General features: G+C 73.4%; 15 protein-coding genes and 1 pseudogene. 5 read left to right on the plus strand and 11 right to left on the minus strand.

The annotated features are described in order from the left end of the window. Positions 1-304: 304 nt before the first annotated feature. The 5 genes from QZX64_RS08000 to QZX64_RS08020 form a co-directional block, all read right to left on the minus strand. A complete protein-coding gene (locus tag QZX64_RS08000; protein ID WP_295658226.1) occupies positions 305-658 on the minus strand; it encodes a hypothetical protein in 354 nt (117 codons plus the stop codon). Positions 659-959: 301 nt separating this feature from the next. Further along, positions 960-1,814, minus strand: coding sequence for a CPBP family intramembrane glutamic endopeptidase (locus QZX64_RS08005; RefSeq protein ID WP_295658227.1), 855 nt, complete (start codon positions 1,812-1,814; stop codon positions 960-962). A gap of 115 nt (positions 1,815-1,929) precedes the next feature. Then, a complete protein-coding gene (locus tag QZX64_RS08010; RefSeq protein ID WP_295658228.1) occupies positions 1,930-2,589 on the minus strand; it encodes a response regulator transcription factor in 660 nt (219 codons plus the stop codon). Continuing rightward, positions 2,586-3,809 (minus strand): sensor histidine kinase, encoded by a 1,224-nt coding sequence (locus QZX64_RS08015; RefSeq protein ID WP_295658229.1) that lies wholly within the window; start codon positions 3,807-3,809, stop codon positions 2,586-2,588. The genes QZX64_RS08010 and QZX64_RS08015 overlap by 4 nt, the downstream gene beginning before the upstream one ends. Positions 3,810-4,058: 249 nt before the next feature. Beyond that, positions 4,059-5,000: a 1,4-dihydroxy-2-naphthoyl-CoA synthase gene (locus QZX64_RS08020; RefSeq protein WP_295658230.1), complete on the minus strand. Its 942-nt coding sequence runs from the start codon at positions 4,998-5,000 to the stop codon at positions 4,059-4,061. 55 nt (positions 5,001-5,055) lie between these two features. Between QZX64_RS08020 and QZX64_RS08025 the strand changes: the two genes are divergently transcribed. Together QZX64_RS08025 and QZX64_RS08030 are read left to right on the plus strand one after the other, a co-directional pair. After that, entirely contained in the window at positions 5,056-5,502 is a 447-nt protein-coding gene (locus QZX64_RS08025) for a nitroreductase family deazaflavin-dependent oxidoreductase (protein ID WP_295658231.1), read from the plus strand. Then, positions 5,499-6,860 (plus strand): deoxyribodipyrimidine photo-lyase, encoded by a 1,362-nt coding sequence (locus QZX64_RS08030; protein ID WP_295658233.1) that lies wholly within the window; start codon positions 5,499-5,501, stop codon positions 6,858-6,860. Before QZX64_RS08025 ends, QZX64_RS08030 begins: the two co-directional genes overlap by 4 nt. Positions 6,861-6,902: 42 nt before the next feature. Here the strand turns inward: QZX64_RS08030 and QZX64_RS08035 are convergent, their stop codons facing one another. The 5 genes from QZX64_RS08035 to QZX64_RS08055 all read right to left on the minus strand — a co-directional run bounded on the left by QZX64_RS08035 (position 6,903) and on the right by QZX64_RS08055 (position 16,305). Then, on the minus strand, positions 6,903-7,550 hold the full coding sequence (locus QZX64_RS08035; RefSeq protein WP_295658235.1) for an amino acid-binding protein: 648 nt from the start codon (positions 7,548-7,550) through the stop codon (positions 6,903-6,905). Positions 7,551-7,615: 65 nt separating this feature from the next. After that, positions 7,616-9,376 carry an exodeoxyribonuclease V subunit alpha gene (gene recD, locus QZX64_RS08040; RefSeq protein WP_295658237.1) on the minus strand — a complete coding sequence of 587 codons (1,761 nt, stop codon included), beginning with the start codon at positions 9,374-9,376 and terminating at the stop codon, positions 7,616-7,618. After that, a complete protein-coding gene (locus tag QZX64_RS08045; RefSeq protein ID WP_295658238.1) occupies positions 9,373-12,711 on the minus strand; it encodes a UvrD-helicase domain-containing protein in 3,339 nt (1,112 codons plus the stop codon). The genes recD and QZX64_RS08045 overlap by 4 nt, the downstream gene beginning before the upstream one ends. 1 nt (position 12,712) lies before the next feature. Next, a complete protein-coding gene (gene recC, locus QZX64_RS08050) occupies positions 12,713-16,072 on the minus strand; it encodes an exodeoxyribonuclease V subunit gamma (protein ID WP_295658239.1) in 3,360 nt (1,119 codons plus the stop codon). Positions 16,073-16,158: 86 nt separating this feature from the next. Then, complete coding sequence (locus QZX64_RS08055; protein WP_295658240.1) at positions 16,159-16,305, minus strand: GPGG-motif small membrane protein; 147 nt, start codon at positions 16,303-16,305, stop codon at positions 16,159-16,161. 269 nt (positions 16,306-16,574) lie between these two features. On the opposite strand from QZX64_RS08055, the gene QZX64_RS08060 reads away from it, so the two are divergent. Together QZX64_RS08060 and QZX64_RS08065 are read left to right on the plus strand one after the other, a co-directional pair. Then, entirely contained in the window at positions 16,575-17,225 is a 651-nt protein-coding gene (locus tag QZX64_RS08060; protein ID WP_295658241.1) for a GAF domain-containing protein, read from the plus strand. Between the two features lie 49 nt (positions 17,226-17,274). Continuing rightward, positions 17,275-19,071: a thiamine pyrophosphate-requiring protein gene (locus QZX64_RS08065; protein WP_295658242.1), complete on the plus strand. Its 1,797-nt coding sequence runs from the start codon at positions 17,275-17,277 to the stop codon at positions 19,069-19,071. Here QZX64_RS08065 and QZX64_RS08070 read toward each other — a convergent pair. Further along, positions 19,068-19,199, minus strand: coding sequence for a hypothetical protein (locus QZX64_RS08070; RefSeq protein WP_295657880.1), 132 nt, complete (start codon positions 19,197-19,199; stop codon positions 19,068-19,070). The two genes, QZX64_RS08065 and QZX64_RS08070, sit on opposite strands and share 4 nt — an antisense overlap. A 120-nt stretch (positions 19,200-19,319) precedes the next feature. Here QZX64_RS08070 and QZX64_RS08075 point away from each other — a divergent pair. Further along, a pseudogene (locus tag QZX64_RS08075) lies at positions 19,320-19,835 on the plus strand (hypothetical protein); the annotation flags it as partial.

Here is a 19,835-nt window from a genome sequence, read left to right on the forward strand (position 1 = left end):
CGACGTCTGTACACGAGGGTCGGGTCGCCGGTGGCCGGGCGTTCGAGGAGTGACCGGGGGATGGCCGTCGCCGGAGTCGCCGACCGCTACGGAGTCAGCACGGGCTGCACGTCGCGCGCAGCGAAAGGGGGGGATCTGGCCTGCCGATGTCGAATCAAGGCGGGTTGCCTCGATAGCGCCAACGCGACAGCCAACCGCCATCAAGCCGAGCACACAACGTCGAGGCGTCTGACTCAGTTCCGCGTGCGGCGGACACTGTGAACAGTTCGCCGCTGAGGTCGGCCACGACCCCGTGGGCGTCCTGTCACAGTGCGGTCTCTCCGTCGAGCGCGTAAACGGTCTGTTCACCGTCCATCATGTCCTCGAAGTACTTCATGTGTTCACGCGACGCGTCGGGCCCGTATGCCTCATCGAAAAGAGGCTCTAGGCTCCAGTCGTCCAGGGCCGAGGGCCCGTGAAAAAAGATGAGCCAGGCGCGGGTACACCCCTCGGGTTGATCGGCGGCCGGACGCATCAGGTGCCACATATCGGTTTGGTGCGGCCGAGCTTGAACCTCCGCGGGAACAACTACGTCACGCATGAACCTCTCGAAGTCGTCGTCTCTGCCTGCCTTGACGTAGGTGGCCAGCACGTAGCGCGGGGAGTCTGTCGTGGTCATGGTCTCCTCCTTCAGCGGCAACCTCGACCATGCCGCAACGTCTCGCAGGACGCAATGCCGGTGACAGTGCGCGTGACAAGTGAAGCCGAGGAAGGTGATGTTGCGGATGGGAGCGACCCCAGGCAACGAATTGGCTGCGAGTCGCCACCACGCCCGGGAGGGAATTGCTGCCGGGTGCGCGGCGGAATGTCGCGCTCGTTCGCAGCCGGGACAGAGCTGAGCAACACGATGGCCGCGAGGTCCTGGCGGTGCTCGCAACAGCCGGGCACCGCCAGGTCCCGTTCCTCACGTGCAGGCGGACCTACGCCACTGGCGACACCTCACGGGAGGACGTGTTCCTCGCTCTGGCGTCGGTGCGCCACACCTTGGCGCGGGCCAGGAACGCTGCTCCGACCACTGCCACGGCCGCGAATGTCGCGATCCCGCTCTCACCGGCGACGTAGGCCAGGTCGGCCTCTGAGGTGGCTACAACGGCACCGGCGCCGATGCCGAACGCGGTGTTGACCGCACCATGGGCCATGGCCACCGGCCAGACACTGTGGGTGCGGTCCCACAAGTATGCGTAGAAGACACCGCCCATGGTGATCGTGGCCACCACGATCGGGGCCACCAACCAGCGGCTGCCGTGCTCGTCGTACGTCGAGGCGATCAGGAGCAGCGGCAGGTGGAAGCAGCCGTGTACGAACCCGGTGACGAGCGCAGCCCGGCGACGGCTGCTGAGCTGCTGGACCCTCGGCAGCAGGTAGCCGCGCCAGCCGATCTCCTCGGCGAGGAACAGGACGGTCATGAATACCAGCGTGCTAGCAAGATTCAGGCTCCAGACCGCGACGCCAGCCGACGTGAAGTCCAGGCTTCGCAGGTCCGCAACGTCGAGCACGAGGGCGACGCCGTACGCGCTGCCGGCCAGAAGCATGGGCACGACCAAGGCGAACGCCCACACGTGTGTGCCCGATCGGTTGAGTCCGAACTCGGCCCACACGGCGCGCCGCCTCCCGCGTGGGGTGACGGTGAACGTGATGAGGACCAGCGCCGCGATGGGCGCGAAGGCACTCAGCAGGACATTGATGCCGGCGTGCGGCATTGCCACGGCGATGCCGATGGCCAGTGAGAAGACGAGCGCGAGGTAGATCGTGGCTTCTCGAAGTGGTCGGGACATGAGCGGAACCTCCGTATTGCTGAGCGGCCTGTCTGGCCGCTTCACCAATCTCGCTGCCGACCGGAGTAGCGCACATCGGTCCGCGGTCCCGATCCGGCGAGACCCGAGAGAGAGCTCAGCTGCTCCCGGGGATGAGGAGGCCCGACTCGTATGCGTACATCACCAGCTGCGCGCGGTCGCGACACTCCAACTTGGTGAGAAGGTGGCTCACATGGGTCTTCACAGTCCCATAGCCCATGTGCAGTGAGTCGGCTATCTCCTGGTTCGACGAACCGCGCGAGACGGCGACCAGCACCTCGCGTTCACGGTCGGTCAGACCGTCCGCGGTCGGTGGCATCGGACGACTCGGCAGGGCGGCGAACTGCTCGATCAGGCGGCGCGTGACCGACGGAGCGAGCAAGGCATCCCCGGCGGCCACGACGGCGATCGCGTCGAGCAGGCGGGCCGGACGGGTGTCCTTGAGCAGAAAACCACTCGCGCCTGCCCGAAGGGCGTCGTGGACGAGCTCGTCCTCATCGAAGGTCGTCAGGATGAGCACGTGCGTCCTGGCGCACCGGGGGTCGGCCATGATCCGTCGGGTTGCTTCGAGGCCGTCCATCCGGGGCATCCGGACGTCCATCAGGACCACGTCGGGGGTCGTACGGCGACACAGGCCCCAGGCCTCCTCGCCGTCGCCTGCCTCGCCGACGACCTCGATGTCGGGACTGGTACCGAGGAGCACGACGAAACCGGAGCGCACCAACTCCTGGTCGTCGACCACTGCCACCCGGATCACGATGCCGCCACCATCGATGACGGCAAGTGGGCTGCGACTCGGAAACCTGTCCCGTCGAGCGCGCCGTACTCGAGAACGCCACCCAACAACCGGGTGCGCTCACTCAGTCCTATGAGTCCGTGCCCGCTCCCGGGCTCTACCTGCGCGGCGGCCGAGGGCCGGCACCGACCACCGTCAAGGATCTCGACGTCAACCCCGTCCTCCACGTAGGTCACCATCACCTGCGCCTGTCTCGCCAGCGAATGCTTCAGGACGTTGGTCAACGATTCCTGCACGATGCGGTATGCCGCCAACTCGATCGCGGCGTCGAGCGTGCGTGGCTCCCCTTCGATCTTGAGGTCGACGTCCATGCCCGCCTCACGCACGCCCCGGAGAAGTCCGTCGAGGTCATCCATGCTGTGCATGGCTGAAGCCGCGACGTCGGCGTCCTCACCACGGAGCAGGCCAAGCATCCAGCGGGTCTGCGTCAGCGCCTTGCGGCTGGTGTCGGCGATGATCTCGAGCGCACGTTCGGCGGCGGCGACGTCTGACCGGATGACGTGTCCGCCGACGCCAGCCTGCACGGCGATCAGCGACATGCTGTGGGCGACGACGTCGTGCAGCTCGCGGGCGATCCGCAGCCGCTCCTCGACGACTGCCCGCGCTGCCAGCTCACGAGCGGTGGCCGCCTCCTGCTCCGCTATCCGCAGCCGCTCCAACTGCTGCATGCGGCGCGAGCGAATGGCGTCGCCCAGCGCCCAAGCGGCGAGCAGCAGGGCGCAGGCCTGCAGGAGGTCCGACGTGCCCAGATCGGGCACGTCCAGCACCGCCAGGCCCATGAAGGTGAGCACGCCACACGCCAGGCCGAGTAGGGCATCCCGGCGTCGGCCGTGCGCCGCGAGGGAGTAGAGGCTGAACAACAACAGCACCGACAGCAGCCCGATGTAGTGGTCGGTCAGGGTGACGACCAGGCAGCAGAAGACGAACATTGCGAACGAAGCCGCCGGACGCGTCCGACGCCAGACCAGGGACAGTCCGGCCACGAAGGTGACAGCGACCGACAACGGATCGCCGGGCTCCAGCCGGGAATCGATCGCGGCAACGTCGTTGCTCAGCAACGAGGCGACCGACATGGCTGCACCACCGAGCCCTATCGCGAGGTCGAGGTAGGGCGACAGACGCCGAGTAAGCGTCGCCCACGCTCCGATGTCGTACGACTGCTCGGCCACACGACGAGTCATCTCCGGAGGCTACTCCCAGCACGAGCGCTCGAACGTCGGCCTTCAGACCTACCTCCTCTGTCTGCAGATAGAAGCGGATGCCCGCGATCTGCAGGAGCGGGTCGCAGAGCGCTATCCAAGCCCGGTCAGAGTGGGCGGAATGCCCGCCCACGCACCGGCCACCCGCAAGCGCATGGGGCGCCATGGTGCGACCCTCCGACCCGCGGCGCACCAAGCCGATGGAGGCATCGTCGTGGGTTAGGTGGCGACTCAGTAGTACCAGGGGTACGGCGACCAGTCGGGCTCGCGCTTCTCCAGGAACTGGTCGCGGCCCTCCTGCGCCTCGTCGGTCATGTAGGCCAGCCGGGTGGTCTCGCCGGCGAAGAGCTGCTGGCCGACCAGGCCGTCGTCGATGAGGTTGAAGGAGTACTTCAGCATCCGCTGGGCCGTCGGCGACTTGCCGTTGACCTTCGCTCCCCACTGCAGCGCGACCCTCTCGAGGTCGGCGTGCGGCACCACCTTGTTGACCGCGCCCATGGCGTGCATCTCCTCGGCGGAGTACTCCTCGCCGAGGAAGAAGATCTCGCGGGCGAACTTCTGGCCCACCTGCCGGGCGAGGTAGGCCGACCCGAAGCCGCCGTCGAAGCTGCCCACGTCGGCGTCGGTCTGCTTGAAGCGGGCGTGCTCGCGGCTGGCGAGCGTCAGGTCGCAGACCACGTGCAGGGAGTGGCCGCCGCCGGCCGCCCAGCCGTTGACCAGGCACACGACGATCTTGGGCATGAAGCGGATCAGCCGCTGGCACTCCAGGATGTGCAGGCGGGCCATCTTCGCCTTGTCGACATGCTCTGACGTCTCGCCCGCTCTGCCCGTGGCGTCCTCCGGACGCGTGTACTGGTAGCCCGCCTTCCCCCGGATCCGCTGGTCGCCGCCGGTGCAGAACGCCCACTTGCCGCTCTTCGTGCTCGGCCCGTTGCCGGTCAGCAGCACGCAGCCCACGTCGGACGACGTCCGCGCGTGCTCGAGCACCGAGAGCAGCTCGTCGACGGTGTGTGGCCGGAAGGCGTTGAGGACGTCGGGCCGGTCGAAGGCGATGCGCACCGTCCCGTGCGCCCTGGCCCGGTGGTAGGTGAGGTCGGTGAGACCCTCGAAGCCGGGCACGACGTCCCAGTCGGCCGGGTCGAAGATCTCGCTGACGCCCTCGATCGCACTCATGGCGCCATCGTAGGGAGGCTGGAATCGCGGCCGCCGACGTGGTGTTGTGGATGGTATGACCCTCCACGGTGAGTACGAGCCCAGTCCCGAGCAGTGGGTGCGCAACCAGGTCGCCGAGTACGAGGCCTCCGACGGGGCGCGGGCCAACACGCTGCCGGGATCGACCGACGTGATCGTGGTCATCACCTCGCTCGGAGCGAGGTCGGGCAAGCTGCGCAAGAACCCCGTGATGAGGGTCGAGCACGACGGCTCCTACCTCGCCGTGGCGTCCAAGGGCGGTGCGCCGGACGACCCGACGTGGGCGCACAACTTCCGCGCGCACCCCGAGGTCGACCTGCAGGACGGCGCCGGCAAGGCGACGTACGCCGTGCGCGAGCTGCCCGCCGGCCCCGAGCGCGACGAGTGGTGGCAGCGGGCGGTGGAGACGTGGGGGACCTACGCGTCCTACCAGGAGAAGACCGACCGGCTGATCCCCCTCTTCCTCCTCGAGCGGACCGCGTGAGCGCCGGGTCCACCGCGGTCCACTGGTTCCGCCGCGACCTGCGGCTGCGCGACAACCCCGCGCTCGCAGCGGCTGCGGCGCACGGCGACGTGCTCGGCCTCTTCGTGATCGACCCGGGCGTGTGGGACAAGGCCGGCGCGGCTCGACGGGCCTGGCTCGCCGCCTGCCTGCGCAGCCTCGACGAGTCGATGGGCGGACGGCTCTGCCTGCGCCTGGGGAAGCCGGTCACGGCCGTCCCCGAGGTGGTCGCGGAGGTCGGCGCCGACACGCTCCACGTCACCAACGACTCGACGCCGTACGCGTTGAAGCGCGACCGGGCGGTCGTGGCGGCGCTGCCCGGGTCGGTGACCGGCGCCGCCACCGGCACGCCGTACGCCGTGCCGCCGGGCACCGTGAGGAACGGCTCGGGCCGGCCGTACCAGGTCTTCACGCCCTTCGAGAGGGCGTGGCGCGCCCACGGGTGGGACGCCCCGACCCCGGCTCCGAGCGCCGTGCGCTGGGTCGAGCGCGACAGCGACCCGCGCGCGGTCGCGCTCCTCGACGAGGCGCTCGCCGGTGCGCCCGCGGGGCTGCCCGTCCCCGGCGAGGACGCCGCGATCCAGCGCTTCCGCGCCTTCCTCACCGGTGACGTCGACGACTACGACGAGGCCCGCAACGACCCGGGTGCCGACCGCACGTCGCGCATGTCGCCCTACCTGAAGTACGGCGTGGTGCACCCGCGGCAGCTGCTGGCCGAGTCCGGTGGCCGGCGCACCGACGGCGCCACGACGTACGAGAAGGAGATCGCCTGGCGCGAGTTCTACGCCGACGTGCTCTTCCACAACCCCGCGTCGGCGTGGCAGGACCTGCGCCCGGTGCCCGGCCTGACCTACGACCAGCCCGAGGACGCCATCGAGGCGTGGCGGACCGGCACGACCGGCTTCCCGATCGTCGACGCGGGCATGCGCCAGCTGCTGGCCGAGGGCTGGATGCACAACCGCGTCCGGATGATCACCGCGAGCTTCCTCACCAAGGACCTGCACGTCTGGTGGCCGGTCGGCGCCCGGCACTTCCTCGACCACCTCGTGGACGGCGACCTCGCCTCCAACAACCACGGCTGGCAGTGGGTGGCCGGCACGGGCACCGACGCGGCGCCGTACTTCCGGGTCTTCAACCCGATCACGCAGGGGCTCAAGTTCGACCCGTCCGGGGACTACGTGCGCCGCTGGGTGCCGGAGCTCGCGCACCTGCCGGGCAAGGCCGCTCACGAGCCGTGGGACCAGGAGGACGGGCACGACCACGGCTACCCGAAGCGGATCGTCGACCACGCGGAGGAGCGGCGGCGCGCCCTCGAGCTCTACCAGCGCGGCCGCGAGTGAGCCGCTCGGCTGCGCCTGGGGCGACCTGATCGCCTCGCCGGCTCAGCCGGGGCGGTCCTGCACCTGGGCGCGGTCGGTGATGTCGAGCGCGAGACCGGCGAGGTGGTCCAGGCGCGCCAGCTCGGAGTCGAGGAACTCCGGACCGCCCCGGCGACCCAGCACCAGCGCCTCGCTGCCGAGGGACGCGCCGCAGAGCAGCAGGTTCTCGTCGTCGCTCTCGAGGCGGGTGGCGCCGTTGAGGTGCGGCCAGGAGACCGCCGGGGGCGAGGCCTCGGTGGCGCGGATGATCTCGGTGCCGCCCTCGACGCGGCGCACGCGAGCGCCCCAGTCGACCCGGAAGGTGACCGGCAGCAGGTCGACCAGCCGGTCGAGCGCCTCGGCGGGGCTGATCGTCAGGGCCTCCACCACCTCGAGGTCGAGGAAGAGGTTGCCGCCGGCGTGGTAGCGGCTGATCCACAGCACCTGCACGCTGTCGATGGTGTTGCAGGCCGACACGATCGAGTCGGGCATCACCCCCGGCACGAGCTCCAGCATGATGTCGTCGACCGCGGTGCCGTGGCCGGTCTTCTCGACGATCTGGATCGCCTCGATGTCGCCGCCGGCCTCACCGATGGCCGTGGCCAACCGCCCCAGGGACCCGGGTACGTCGAGCAGCTCGACGCGCAGCAGGAACGACATCAGGGCCTCCACGACTCGGTTGGTGCCGACCCTAGTCCTGCGATGTCACGGCTGCGTGTCAACGGGCCGCGGCCGGGTCACGAGTCGGCCAGCCGCCGGGCGAGGCCGGTGGCGCGCTGGGCCCGGTGGCCGACCGCCGCGCGCACCGCCGACTCGGGCCCGATGACCCGCACCCGCGTGCGAGCCCGGGTGACCGCGGTGTAGAAGAGCTCGCGGGTCAGCAGCCGGGAGTCCTCGTCGGGCAGCAGCACGGTGACGACGTCGGCCTGCCCGCCCTGGCTCTTGTGGATCGTCATCGCGTGCATGGTGTCGACGTCGCCGAGCCGGGACGGCGCCACCTCCAGCGAGCCCTCGCTGCCGGCCAGCGCCACCCGGCGGGTGCCGCCGCGGTCGAGGACCACGCCGACGTCGCCGTTGTAGACGCCGAGGGCGTAGTCGTTGGCCGTGACGAGGAGGGGGCGGCCGAGGTAGGCGGGCTCGTGGAGCGGGTCCCCGGTCTCGGCGGTGATCCACTGCTCGATGCGGCGGTTCCAGTGGTGGACGCCGAAGGGGCCGTCGCGGTGGGCGCAGAGGAGCCGGTGCCGGTCGAGCGCGGCGAGCGCCCTGTCGGCCAGCCCGGCCGCGGCGGCGTCGCGGACGGCGAGCGCCACCTCCAGCGACGTCGCCCGGATCTGGCTCGCCGGGTCGTCGTCGGTGATCCACTCCACGGCGTCGTGGCCGGCGGAGAGCGCGGCGAGGACCGCGTCGGCGTCGCCTGCGCGCAGTGCCTCGGCGAGCACGCCGATCTCGGCGCCGTACCGGTGGGTCGTGCGCAGCGCCGCGACCGGTGAGTCGGGGCGCCCCTCGAACCCGCGCACGAGGTCGCTCAGCACGGCTCCGGCCTCGACCGACGACAGCTGGTCGGGGTCGCCGACCAGGACCAGCCGGGCGTCGGGCCGGACCGCCTCGAGGAGCCGCGCCATCATCGTGAGCGACACCATCGAGGTCTCGTCGACCACCACGACGTCGTGGGGCAGCCGGTTGCGGCGGTCGTGGCGGAACCTCGTGGAGTTGCCGGGATCGCGGCGCAGCAACCGGTGCAGGGTGCCGGCCTGGAGACCGTCGAGCCGCGCCCGGTCGACCGGCGCCAGGGCGGCGGCCGCCGACTGCACGGCCTCCTGGAGCCGGGCGGCCGCCTTGCCGGTCGGCGCCGCCATCGCCACCCGCATCACCTCGCCGCGGGCCTCGTGCTGCTCGGCGAGGGCCACGAGGAGCCCCGCCACGGCGGTGGTCTTGCCCGTGCCGGGGCCACCGGTGATGACCGTGGTCCACTGCGAGGCGGCACGGACGCAGGCGGCACGCTGCTCGTCGTAGCCGGACAGCGGGAAGACGCGGTCGAGGGAGGCCCGCATGAGCCCGGGGTCGTGGGGCGGGATCGATGCGGCGCGGGCGGTCAGGTCGTCGAGGACCTGCGTCTCCTGCTCGTGGTAGCGGTCGAGGTAGAGCAGCCGCTCGTCCCAGTGCAGCACCCCGAGACCGATGAGCGGGCTGGCGGCGACCGCGTCCGCCCAGCCGGAGGCGGCCGGCCAGGGGAGTGCCTCGGTGTCCTCGCCGGCCTCGATGTCGGCCACCGTGGCCAGGTCGAGGCAGACCGACCCGGCTCGCACGGCGCGGCAGGTCAGCGCGACGGCCAGCAGCACCCGCTCGTCGCGCTCACCGCCGAGCTGCCCGAGCGTGCGGGCGACGTGCACGTCGGCGGAGGTCACCACGCCGGCCGCGTTGAAGGTCGCCAGCAGGCCGGTCGCGCCCAGGGCGAGGCGGGCGTCGAGGGGGTCGGTCGTCTCGAAGACGTCGCTCATCGGCCGGCCTCCACCAGCAGCCCGTCGAGCAGGGCGGAGAGGTCGTGCACCAGGCCGACCGGGGGGCGCCAGGCGAAGACGCCGCACGGCGCCCCGTCGACCGTCGGCGTCGCGGGCCCGCACATGCCCCGGAGGTAGAGGTAGAGCACCCCGCCCAGGTGCTGCTCGGGGTCGTAGCCGGGCAGCCGCCAGCGCAGGAACCGGTGGAGCACCACGGTGTAGAGCAGCGCCTGCAGCGGGTAGTCGGAGTGGCCCATCGCCTCGTCGAGCACCGACGGGCGGTAGTCGCGGGCGGTGAGCGCGGTGCCGATCTCGCCGAGCCAGTTGGTCTTGTAGTCGACGGTGAGGTAGCGGGCGGCATCGCCGACCGGCACCCGCACCACCACGTCGATGGAGCCGGTGAGGTAGCCCCGCAACGACTGGCCGGCCAGCGCGGCGTCGGCCTCCAGCGTGGCGGCGTAGGCGAGCACCGGGTCGCCGTCGGGCAGGTGGCGGCGCAGCAGCGGCGCGAGGTCGCCGAGCCTGACCTCGCCCGCGGGGTACGTCGCGTCGTCGCCGCCGGCGAGCGGCAGCTCGAAGTCGAGCTCGGTGAGCCGGTCGGGGGAGAGCACCTGCATGAGGGTGGTCCCACCGGCGAGCGGCCCCAGCGGGCTGGTGCACACCGCGACCAGCGCGTCGGCCAGCTCCTCGGCGTCGAGGTCGACCGGCCACCACGTGCGCTGGTCGGCGATGTGGGCGAGCAGCTCGGCCCGGAAGTCAGGGGCACCGGGGTCGGCGTGCTCGAGCACCGCGTGCACGAGCGAGCCGAAGGTGGCGCCGACCGGCAGTCCGGACATCGGGGAGGGCACCGCCGCCAGCTCGAGGTGGTCGGGCGCGCCGCCGAGCCCGAGGTCGACGTCGTCGTCGAGCTCCGGCACGTCCTCGGGCTCGCTCAGCCGGCGCTCCGGGCCGGCGGCCGTCGCCTGGGCTGCCGCCGACAGGCTGGAGTAGGACGTGCGCCGCCAGCTGGTGTCGACGGCCCTGGTGAAGCGGCGGGCGTCGAGGGCCGGACGCGCCAGCGGGAGCGCGCCGTCGCCGGCCGGGCCCAGGTCGGCGAGCTCTCCCGACAGCGCCCCCGCCGCCTGCCAGTGGCCGAGGATCTCGACGGCCCGCTCGTCGGCGACGTTCGCCTGCTCGTCGGGCACCTGCGCCATGCCGGGACGGCGACCGAACAGCATCCGGTGCAGCGGCGAGGCCGGGGTGTTGCGCTCGGCCGCGGCGTACCACGCCACGACCTGGGACTGGGCGCGGGTGAGGGCGACGTAGAGCAGGCGCAGGGACTCCCCGGCGTCCTCGGCGGCGTGCCGGGCCAGGGAGGCGGAGCGGTGCGGGCTCGGGCCCCCGACGTCGCGGCAGCGGCGGCCGTCGTCGTCGTGGAACAGCGGGACGGCCGCCTCGCGGCCGGTGTAGCGGTCCCACAGCGTCGGCACGTAGACGACGGGGTACTCCAGGCCCTTGCTGCCGTGCACGGTCACCAGCTGCACCGCCGCCGCGTCGGAGTCGAGGCGGCGGGTGCGCTCGGAGGCCACCTCCAGCTTGTCGTCGGCCACCTGGGCGCGCAGCCAGCCGAGGAGGCCGACGACGCCGAGGCGCTCCTCGACCGACACCTTGTGCAGCGCCTCGCCGATGTGGCGGAGGTCGGTGAGGGTGCGCTCGCCCCCCGCGCAGGCCAGCACCCGGGCCGTGAGCCCCCCGAGGACGGAGCACTCCAGGACGGCGGCGACGCCGCGGGTGCCGAGCACGTCGGCGAGGGTGCGGACGGTGTCGGCGAGGCGGTCGGTGCCCTCGTCGCCCCCGGCGTCGAGCGCGGCGGCGCTCAGGCCGAAGAACGAGGTGAGGGCGGCCGCGCGCACGCGGTCGGTGCGGTGCGGCTGCTCGAGGGCCTCGAGCAGGCTCAGCCACTCCCCGGCGGCCGGGGTGTGGAAGACCGAGCCGCCGGCGTTGACCACCGACGGGACGCCGACCTCGGCCAGGGCGAGCTGGGCGGCCTGCAGGTCGCTGCGGCGCGCCGCGAGCACGGCGACGTCGCCCGGGCGCACCGGCCGGCCCTCGAACGTCGCCCCCGAGCGGAGCAGCCGTGAGACGTCGCGGGCGAGGTCGGTGATGACGTGCTGCCGCCACCGGGCCACCGCCGGCTTGCTGCGCGGGCCGGCACCGAGCTCGGCGCGCCGGGCCAGGCGCAGGCGCAGGGGCGGCCCGGCGCCGACCAGCCGGGACTCCCGGTGGTGGGCCTCGACCTCGTGCACCACGATGCGCTCGTCGCCGAGGGCGGCGCCCTGCAGCATCGCCTGCACCGCGTCGAGGAGGGGCTCGTCGGAGCGCCAGTTGACGCCGAGGGTCTGCCGCGTCGCGGCGGTCTCGGCCGCAGCGAGGTAGGTCACGACGTCGCCCCCGCGGAAGGCGTAGATCGCCTGCTTGGGGTCGCCGATGAGCACCATCGTCGCCACGCCGCCGAACGCCCGCTCGAAGACCTGCCACTGCACCGGGTCGGTGTCCTGGAACTCGTCGATGAGCGCGACCTTCCAGCGGTGGCGCATCCGCGCCCGGGCCGGCGCCTGGTCGTCGAGGAGGACGTCGGCGAGCTGGCTGAGGAGGTCGTCGTAGCTCAGCACGCCCAGGCGGCGCTTGCGGCGCTCGACCTCCTCGAGCACGTCCTGGGCGAAGCGCACCCGCGCGGCCGCCACCGAGTCGGGCGCCTCCTCCAGCACCGCCAGCGGCTCCACCCGGGCCCGCGGGTCGTCGACCACCGCCTGCGCGATCTCGAGCGCCTCGCGGCGTGACCACGCCGGCTGCTGCTCGCCCGCGAAGCGCGCGAGGTAGAGGTCGTCGACGACCTCGCCGGTGAGCAGCTCGAGGTCCTCGACGAGGACGGCGCCCGCGTCGGTGTCGCCCGCGACGCCGAGGCCGCGGAGCACCAGCTGGCAGAACTGGTGGATGGTGGCGATCGTCGCGGCGTCGAAGGACGTGAGCGCCGCGGTCAGCCGCCGGTGCCGGACCTCGCGCTCGGCCGGGTCGGCCAGCAGGTGGTCGAGCAGCGCGCTCTCGCGGCGGGGCGCCGCGGGGTCGGCCAGCGCGCGCTGGGCCTCGACGAGCTGGGCGCGCACGCGTTCGCGCAGCTCCTGGCTCGCGGCCCGGGTGAACGTCACGACGAGCAGCTCGTCGAGGGTGGCGACGCCCTCGGCGACGTAGCGGGTGACCAGTGCCGCGATGGTCCAGGTCTTGCCGGTGCCGGCACTGGCCTCGAGCAGCGTCGTGCCGGTGGTCGGCAGGGGCGCGGTGATGTCGAAGGTCTCCATCTCACAGCCCCCGCAGGCTCTCGCGTCCGCTGAGCAGCGGTCCCCAGACCCGCCACGCGTAGTGGCCCAGCCGGTGCCCGGGACCTCCCGGCGTCTCGTCGGCGCGCAGCGGCGTGGTCAGCGAGGAGTACGGCGCGTGGTCGCCGAACGCCCGCACGTGCCACACGTCGGCGTCCTCCTTGGGGAACCCGGTGTCGTCGAAGCGCGGCGTGGTCCACTCGCGCTCGGCCTTGGCGTCGGGGTCGGCGTCGCGCCCCAGGGCGACGTGCACGTAGTCGCCGGCCCAGGCCAGCGACGTCCGCACCGGCAGCGGGAGCGGCTCGCGGAGCCCGCGCTCGTGGACGTCCACGAGCTCGCGCAGCCAGGCCCGGGCCTCGTGCTCGGGAAGCGGGCCGACCATGGCGACCTGGCCGCCGGAGCGGTGCTTGCCGATCGTGTGGGCGGTCCAGTTCTCGTCGGGGTGGCCGGCCGCCAGGGCCAGGGCGTCGAGCCAGGCGGCCAGCCGCTGCTTCGCGCCGAGGTTGGAGTAGGTCACGCTCACCAGGTTGTTGCCGAAGACGCTGCCGACCGTGCCGGTGAGCCGGCGGTCGCCGAGGTCGATGTCGACGTCGAGGGAGCGAGGAGGGCCGGTGCGGAGGGCGAGGCCGGCGCTCACCAGGGGCCGGACCTTGCGCACGACCCCGGTGAGGACGCCGGCGCCGAGGTCGGCGGGCGGCAGCAGCCCGCGCAGCTGCTCGGCGAGCATGCCGGCCTGGGGGTCGGCACCGGCGAGCACGTCGGTGACCAGCCGGTCGCCGACCCCCCACTGCTCGAGCGCGTCGAGCTCGATCGGGACGGCGTCCTTGGCCTCGTCGGCGTCGTACGGCGTGGAGACGCGCAGCCGGGTGCGGAAGAACGCCTTGACGGGGTGCCGGAAGAAGTCGTGCAGGTCGGCCAGCGACACCTCGGTCGACACGGCCGGCGCCGGCAGCGGCTCGGGCACCAGCTCGCGGACCTCGGTGCGCGTGCCGCGGGCGGCGACCGCGCCGGCGAGCGCTGCCCGGTCGAAGGTGAAGGGCGCGGTGCCGGCCAGCGCGCCGGGCACCAGGTTGAGCTCGTCGAAGGGCTGGAGCGGGTGCCTGACCAGCACGTGGTCGCGCACGCCGGTCGCCGTGGTGCGGTCGAGCGCGTCGAGCAGCTCGCCGAGGGGCACCGCCGGCGGCCGCTCCGCGCCGTTGTGCTCGCCGCGGCCGGAGTAGGTGACGACGAGGGTCTCGGTGGCGGCGCCGATCGCGTCGAGGAGCAGCTGGCGGTCCTCGGAGCGGACGTCGCGCTCGCCGGTGCGGGGGCGGCGGGCGAGCACGTCGTCGCCGTCGACCGACGCCAGCCGCGGGAAGACGCCGTCGTCGAGGCCGACCAGGCACACGACGCGGTGCGGGACCGAGCGCATCGGCACCATGGTGCAGACGGTGAGCGTGCCGGTGCGGAAGTTGGAGCGGGTCGGTCGCCCGCGCAGCCGGTGGCGCAGGAGCGCCCGCACGTCGGCGTGGCGCAGGGTGGTCGTGTCGCCCTCGGCGCTCGCGGAGATCCGCGCCAGCTCGCGGTCGAACTGGGCGAGCTGCCACACCTCGTCACCGGCCACCGAGGTGAGCTCGTGGACGCCGCTCGCCAGGGCGCCGGTCCACTCCTGCACCGTGCCGGCCGCGCGGGCGCGCACGAGGAAGCGGTGCAGCCGCTCGACGAGCTCGGCGAAGCGGCCGGCCAGCTCGAGGTCGGCGTCGCCCACGTCGTCGAGCGGGAGGGTGGCGGAGACGAAGCGGTGGCCGTTGCCCGACATCGCCGCGCCGAGCAGGACCCGTCGCATGCCGGCCGCCCAGGTGTTGGCGTCGAGGGCGAGGCCGAAGTCGCCGCGGTGGGCGGCGTCGTACCCCCACCGGATGCCCGCCTCGACGACCCAGCCGGCGATGCGCTCGAGCTCGTCGTCGCCCCAGCCGAAGCGGAGCCGGACCTGGTCGGTGCCGGCCAGGTCGAGCACCTGGGTCGCGGTCAGCCGGCCCCCCGCCAGCTCGACCAGCGCGGCGGCCACGCCCAGCAGGCCGTTGGTGGCGCCCAGCGAGCGGTCGGCCAGGCGCACCCGCAGCTGGTGGGCGGGGTGGCCCGCGCCCTCCCCGGCGACGTCGGCGAGGCCGAAGCCGGCGGAGATGAGGGGAGCGTAGGTCTCGATGTCGGGGCACATCACGAGGATGTCGCGCGGCTCGAGCGTCGGGTCGTCCTGGAGGAGCCCGACCAGCACCTCGCGGAGCACGTCGACCTGCCGGGCCGAGCCGTGGCAGGCGTGCACCTGGACCGACCGGTCGTCGACGGCGAGCGCCCGGGCGGCGCGCACGTCGGCGGGGGGCTCGCGGTTGGCACGCAGGTCGGCCTGCAGCCAGCCGAGCAGCGAGGCCGGCGTGGGCGGGGAGGCGGCTGCGCCCGCGTCGACCACGACGGCCCGCCCGAGGGTACGGCGCAGCTCGCGGGAGTCGCGCCCGAGCGAGGCGAGCAGCGGGTGGCCCACCACGGTCGCGGAGTCGTCGCCCGCGCGTGTGACCGGCCCCTGCGCCGCGGCCGCCGCGAGCGCGTCCCACAGCGGGCCCGAGGGCTGGGGCAGCCACAGGTGCACCTCGCGCAGCTCCCCGAGGGCCGCCAGCAGCTCGACCTCGGTGACGGGCAGCCGGGTGTGGCCGAAGAGCGAGAGCCGCGGCGGCAGCTCGAGGGCGTCGCCGCCGGCGCGCAATCGGGCGAGCGTCGCGGCGTGCCGCAGGTCGGGCGGCGTCGACCCGACCCGGTCGACGAGCCGGCGCCAGAGCTCGGCCTGCCAGTGCAGGTCGCGGTCGAGCGCCCCCCCGGCTCCGTCGGTGAGCCGGCCCTCGCGCCAGTCGGTCACCAGCTGCGGCCGCTGGACGGCGTAGGAGGAGAGGAGGCCGGCCAGGCGGCGCGCCACGGAGTAGCGGCGTGAGCGCCGCTGGTCGTCGGGCTCACCGTGGCCCAGGTGCCGCGACAGGTCCTCGAAGCCCGGCGAGCCCAGCGCCGCGTCGATCACCTCGAGCAGCGGCCAGGCCAGGCGGTCGGGCTCCCAGGGGTCCTCGGAGTCCTTGCCCAGCAGCATCGCCACGAGGGAGTGCGGAGTGACGAACGAGACGCCGGCGCAGACGCCGTCACCGCCGCGCGGGCCGGTGCCGAGGCGGTGGGAGAGCCGCTGGGTCAGCCAGCGCTCCACTCCCCGGGCCGGCACCACGACGACCTCGGAGGCGAAGGGGTCGGCCAGTGGGCCGGCGAGCAGGTCGGACAGCCCGTCGGCCAGCAGGTCGGTCCGCTCGGCGCGGTGCAGGTGCAGGGCCATCGGGGGACACCCTAGGTGGGCCCACCGACACCGCGGCGCGCGACGACGCCCCCGTCCACAGGGGACGGGGGCGTCGAGGCGTGGTGCTAGTTGGTGAAGAGGCTGACGCCTCCGGGACCGACGAGCAGGCCGACGACGATGAGCACGACGCCCCAGAGCACCTGGCCACGGACGAGCGACACGATGCCGCTGACGACGAGGATGACGGCAAGGATCCACAACAGAAATGCCACGGGAGCTCTCCTTCTCTGGTGCCGGTGCGTTCCCTGTGGGGTCCGCTTCCGGACGGAGCCCCATTTTCACACGGATGCGCGGGCCGAGCTCCATCCGTGAGGGCAGCCCCTGGTGCGCGGTCGCGCCGCCGGACGAGGCTCAGCCCCCGATCGGGTACGCCGGCGCGCCGCCCGGCCGTCACGGCCATGCATGGATCCCGACGGGTGGGTACCGCTTCAGCTGGAGGGACGGGGGGCGTATGGAAGCGCGGCACGGGACGACGGTGACGATGGCGGAGCTGGACGCCGTCGGGCGCCGCATCGAGCAGTCGGCGCCCCACGTGGTGGGCCTGAGCGTCACCCTGCTCGACCAGGGGCGCGCCTTCACCCTCGCCGCATCGGACCAGCAGGTCGCCCTGCTCGACGTCCTGCAGTACCTCGCCGGCGGACCGTGCGTCCGGGCGGCCAGGCAGCAGGCCGAGGTCTCGATGAACCGGGCGGGCATGCACCAGGAGGGCTGGCACCTGCTCGCCTCCGGCATGGCGGGCACCGGGGTGGCCAGCACGCTCTCGATCCCGCTGACCGTGCCGGTGGCGGGGGGTGCCGCGGTCACCGGCGGCGTCAACCTGTACGGCGGCTCACGCGGAGCCTTCGACGGCCGCCATGAGGAGCTCACGCGGACCTGTCTGGAGTGGGCCGGAGACGCCGTGGCGGCGGTCGGCCTCGACGACCTCCGTGCCCGCACGAGCTCCAGCGGGGACGAGCTCCCCGACCCTCGACGCCACGCCGTCGCCATGGACCAGGCGCTGGCCTACCTGGCCGACGTGCTGGCCGTGTCGGTCGACGAGGCCCGCGCGCGCCTCCACTCCGCCGCTGCCCGGGGCGGCGTCCAGCCTGGCCCGGTCGCCGAGCTCGTCGCGGGGCTGCTGCAGCGACGCTGACGCATCCCGCCTGACGCATCCCGGGGAGGGCGACGGGTACCGGCTCCCCATGGACACCAGCAGCGAGCGGCTCGTCGCCGACGTCATGGTCGAACGGTTGCACGCGTGGGGGGTCAGCCGCCTCTTCGGCTACTCGGGCGACGGCATCAACTCCTTCCTGGGAGCCCTGCGTCGCGCCGGCGGGCCCCATCTGGTGCAGGCCCGGCACGAGGAGACGGCCGCGTTGATGGCCGTCGGGCACGCCAAGTACACCGGCGAGGTGGGCGTGGTGACCAGCACCCAGGGCCCGGGAGCGGTCCACCTGCTCAACGGGCTGTACGACGCCAAGCTCGACCACGTGCCCGTGGTGGCCATCGTCGGTCAGCAGCAGACCAGCGTGCTGGGCTCGGAGTACCAGCAGGAGATCGACCTCCAGAGCCTGTTCAAGGACGTCTCCGCGCAGTTCATCTCCACGGTCCTCGTGCCCGAGCAGGCGGCGATGGTGCTGGACCGCGCGTTCCGGACCGCGCTGGCGACCCGGTCGCCCTGCGTCGTGGTCGTGCCGCACGACGTCCAGCAGGAGCCGGTGCCCGACGATCTGCCGCAGGAGCACGGGGTGATGGTCACCGCCGCCGGGTTCAGCCGGCCGCACGTCGTACCGCCCGAGGAGGACCTGCGGCGCGCGGCCGACGTGCTCAACGCCGGGGAGCGGGTGGCGCTGCTCGTCGGGCAGGGCGTGCGGGACGCGGGCGAGGTGGTCCGCGCGGTCGCCGAGCGGCTCGGCGCCGGCGTGACCACGAGCCTGCTCGGCAAGCCGTGGTGGGACGAGTCGCTGCCCTCGAGCTGCGGGGTGATGGGCCACCTGGGCACCACCGCCTCCGCGCGGCTGATGGAGTCGTGCGACACGCTGCTGCTGGTCGGCACCAACGACCCCTGGACCGAGTTCTACCCGCCGCCGGGGCAGGCCCGTGCGGTGCAGGTCGACCTCGACGGCCGCCACCTCGGCAACCGCTACCCGGTCGAGGTGGGGCTCACCGGCGACGCCGCCGACACCCTCTCGGCCCTGCTCCCGCTGCTCGAGGAGCGTCCCTCCACCGGCTGGACCGAGCAGGTGCACGGCTGGGTGGAGGAGTGGCACGCCCTCGCCGAGGAGCGGGCGGTCATGGAGGCCGACCCGCTCAGCCCCGAGCTCGTCGTGCGCCGGCTCTCCGACCACCTGCCCGCCGACGCGCTCGTCAGCGTCGACGTCGGGTCCATCACCTACTGGTACGCCCGCCACCTCCGGCTGCCCACCGGGGTGCAGGCGCACCTGTCCTCGACCCTGGCCACCATGGGCTCCGCCCTGCCGTACGGCGTCGCCGCCAAGCTCTCGGCGCCGGACCGGCCCGTCGTGGCGCTCGCGGGCGACGGCGCGATGCAGATGAACGGCATCGCCGAGCTCGTCACGGTCGCGCACCGCTGGCAGGGCTGGGCCGACCCGCGCCTGGTCGTGCTGGTGCTCGCCAACCGCGACCTCGCCGAGGTCACGTGGGAGCAGCGCGAGACCGAGGGCGACCCCCGCTTCGACGAGAGCCAGGACATCCCGGCCTTCCCCTACGCGGCGTACGCCGAGCTGCTGGGGCTGCGCGGGATCAGGGTGACGGGGCCCGACGAGGTGGACGCCGCCTGGGAGCAGGCGCTGGCGGCCGACCGGCCCACGCTCATCGAGGCCGTGACGGACCGCGACGTGCCGCTGCTCCCGCCGTTCCCGGCGGGGCGGGACAAGCTGGGGTCGTTCCGGGCCGGCCTCGACCAGGAGGGCGAGGCGGGCGTGCACGCCCGGGAGCTGCTCGACGAGCAGGCGGGCATGGAGGAGCGGCGCTCCTAGCTGCCGTCGCCGCCGGCGTGCTCCTCGTCGGCCGTCTCCGGCTCGACGCCGTCGGGCCGGCCCTCCTCGGGGGCGTTCAGGGTGGGCTCGGCGTCCTGGTCGTGGTCCTGCTCGTCGCGTCCGGTCATGGCGGTCGGTACCCCTCCTGCCCGGTCGTACACCGCCGGGAGTAGGGCGGGGGCCCGAACCGCCGCGGGTACGCCCCCGGCAGGACGCGGCGGACCGCCCGGTGCCGCGAGGGTCGTGCCATGACCTCCTCCCCGACCACCCGCCTCGTCGAGAGGCTCCACGACCACCCACGGCGCGCCCTCGTGGCCGTCTTCCTGTTCGTCCTCGTGGCCGGCGCATTCGGCGGGCCCGTCGCCGGAGCGCTCGACTCGGACGGTGGCTTCGCGCCCCCCGACGCCGAGTCGGTCCGCGCGGTCGAGCGCATCCAGGCCGCCACCGGAGCCAGTCCCGCGCCGGGCATCGTGCTCCTCGTCGACACGCCGCCCGGCACGGGCGAGGCGGCGGTCAACGACGCGGCCGACACGCTCGCCGGGGTGGAGGGCATCGTCGCGGCCACGCCCGCCGGCACGGCCCGCGACGGGTCGTCGGCGATCGTGGTCGGCACGGTCTCGGCCGATGCCCCGGGCGACGACGTGGCGGCCGAGGCGCTCGAGGCCTTCGAGGACACCGAGGGCGTGACGGTCGGCGGCGGTGACGTCGCAGGCCTCCAGATCGGCGAACGGGTGGGTGAGGACCTGGGCCGGGCCGAGCTGTTC

The sequence above is a fragment of the uncultured Nocardioides sp. genome, assembly GCF_902805925.1.
Lineage (GTDB): Bacteria > Actinomycetota > Actinomycetes > Propionibacteriales > Nocardioidaceae > Nocardioides.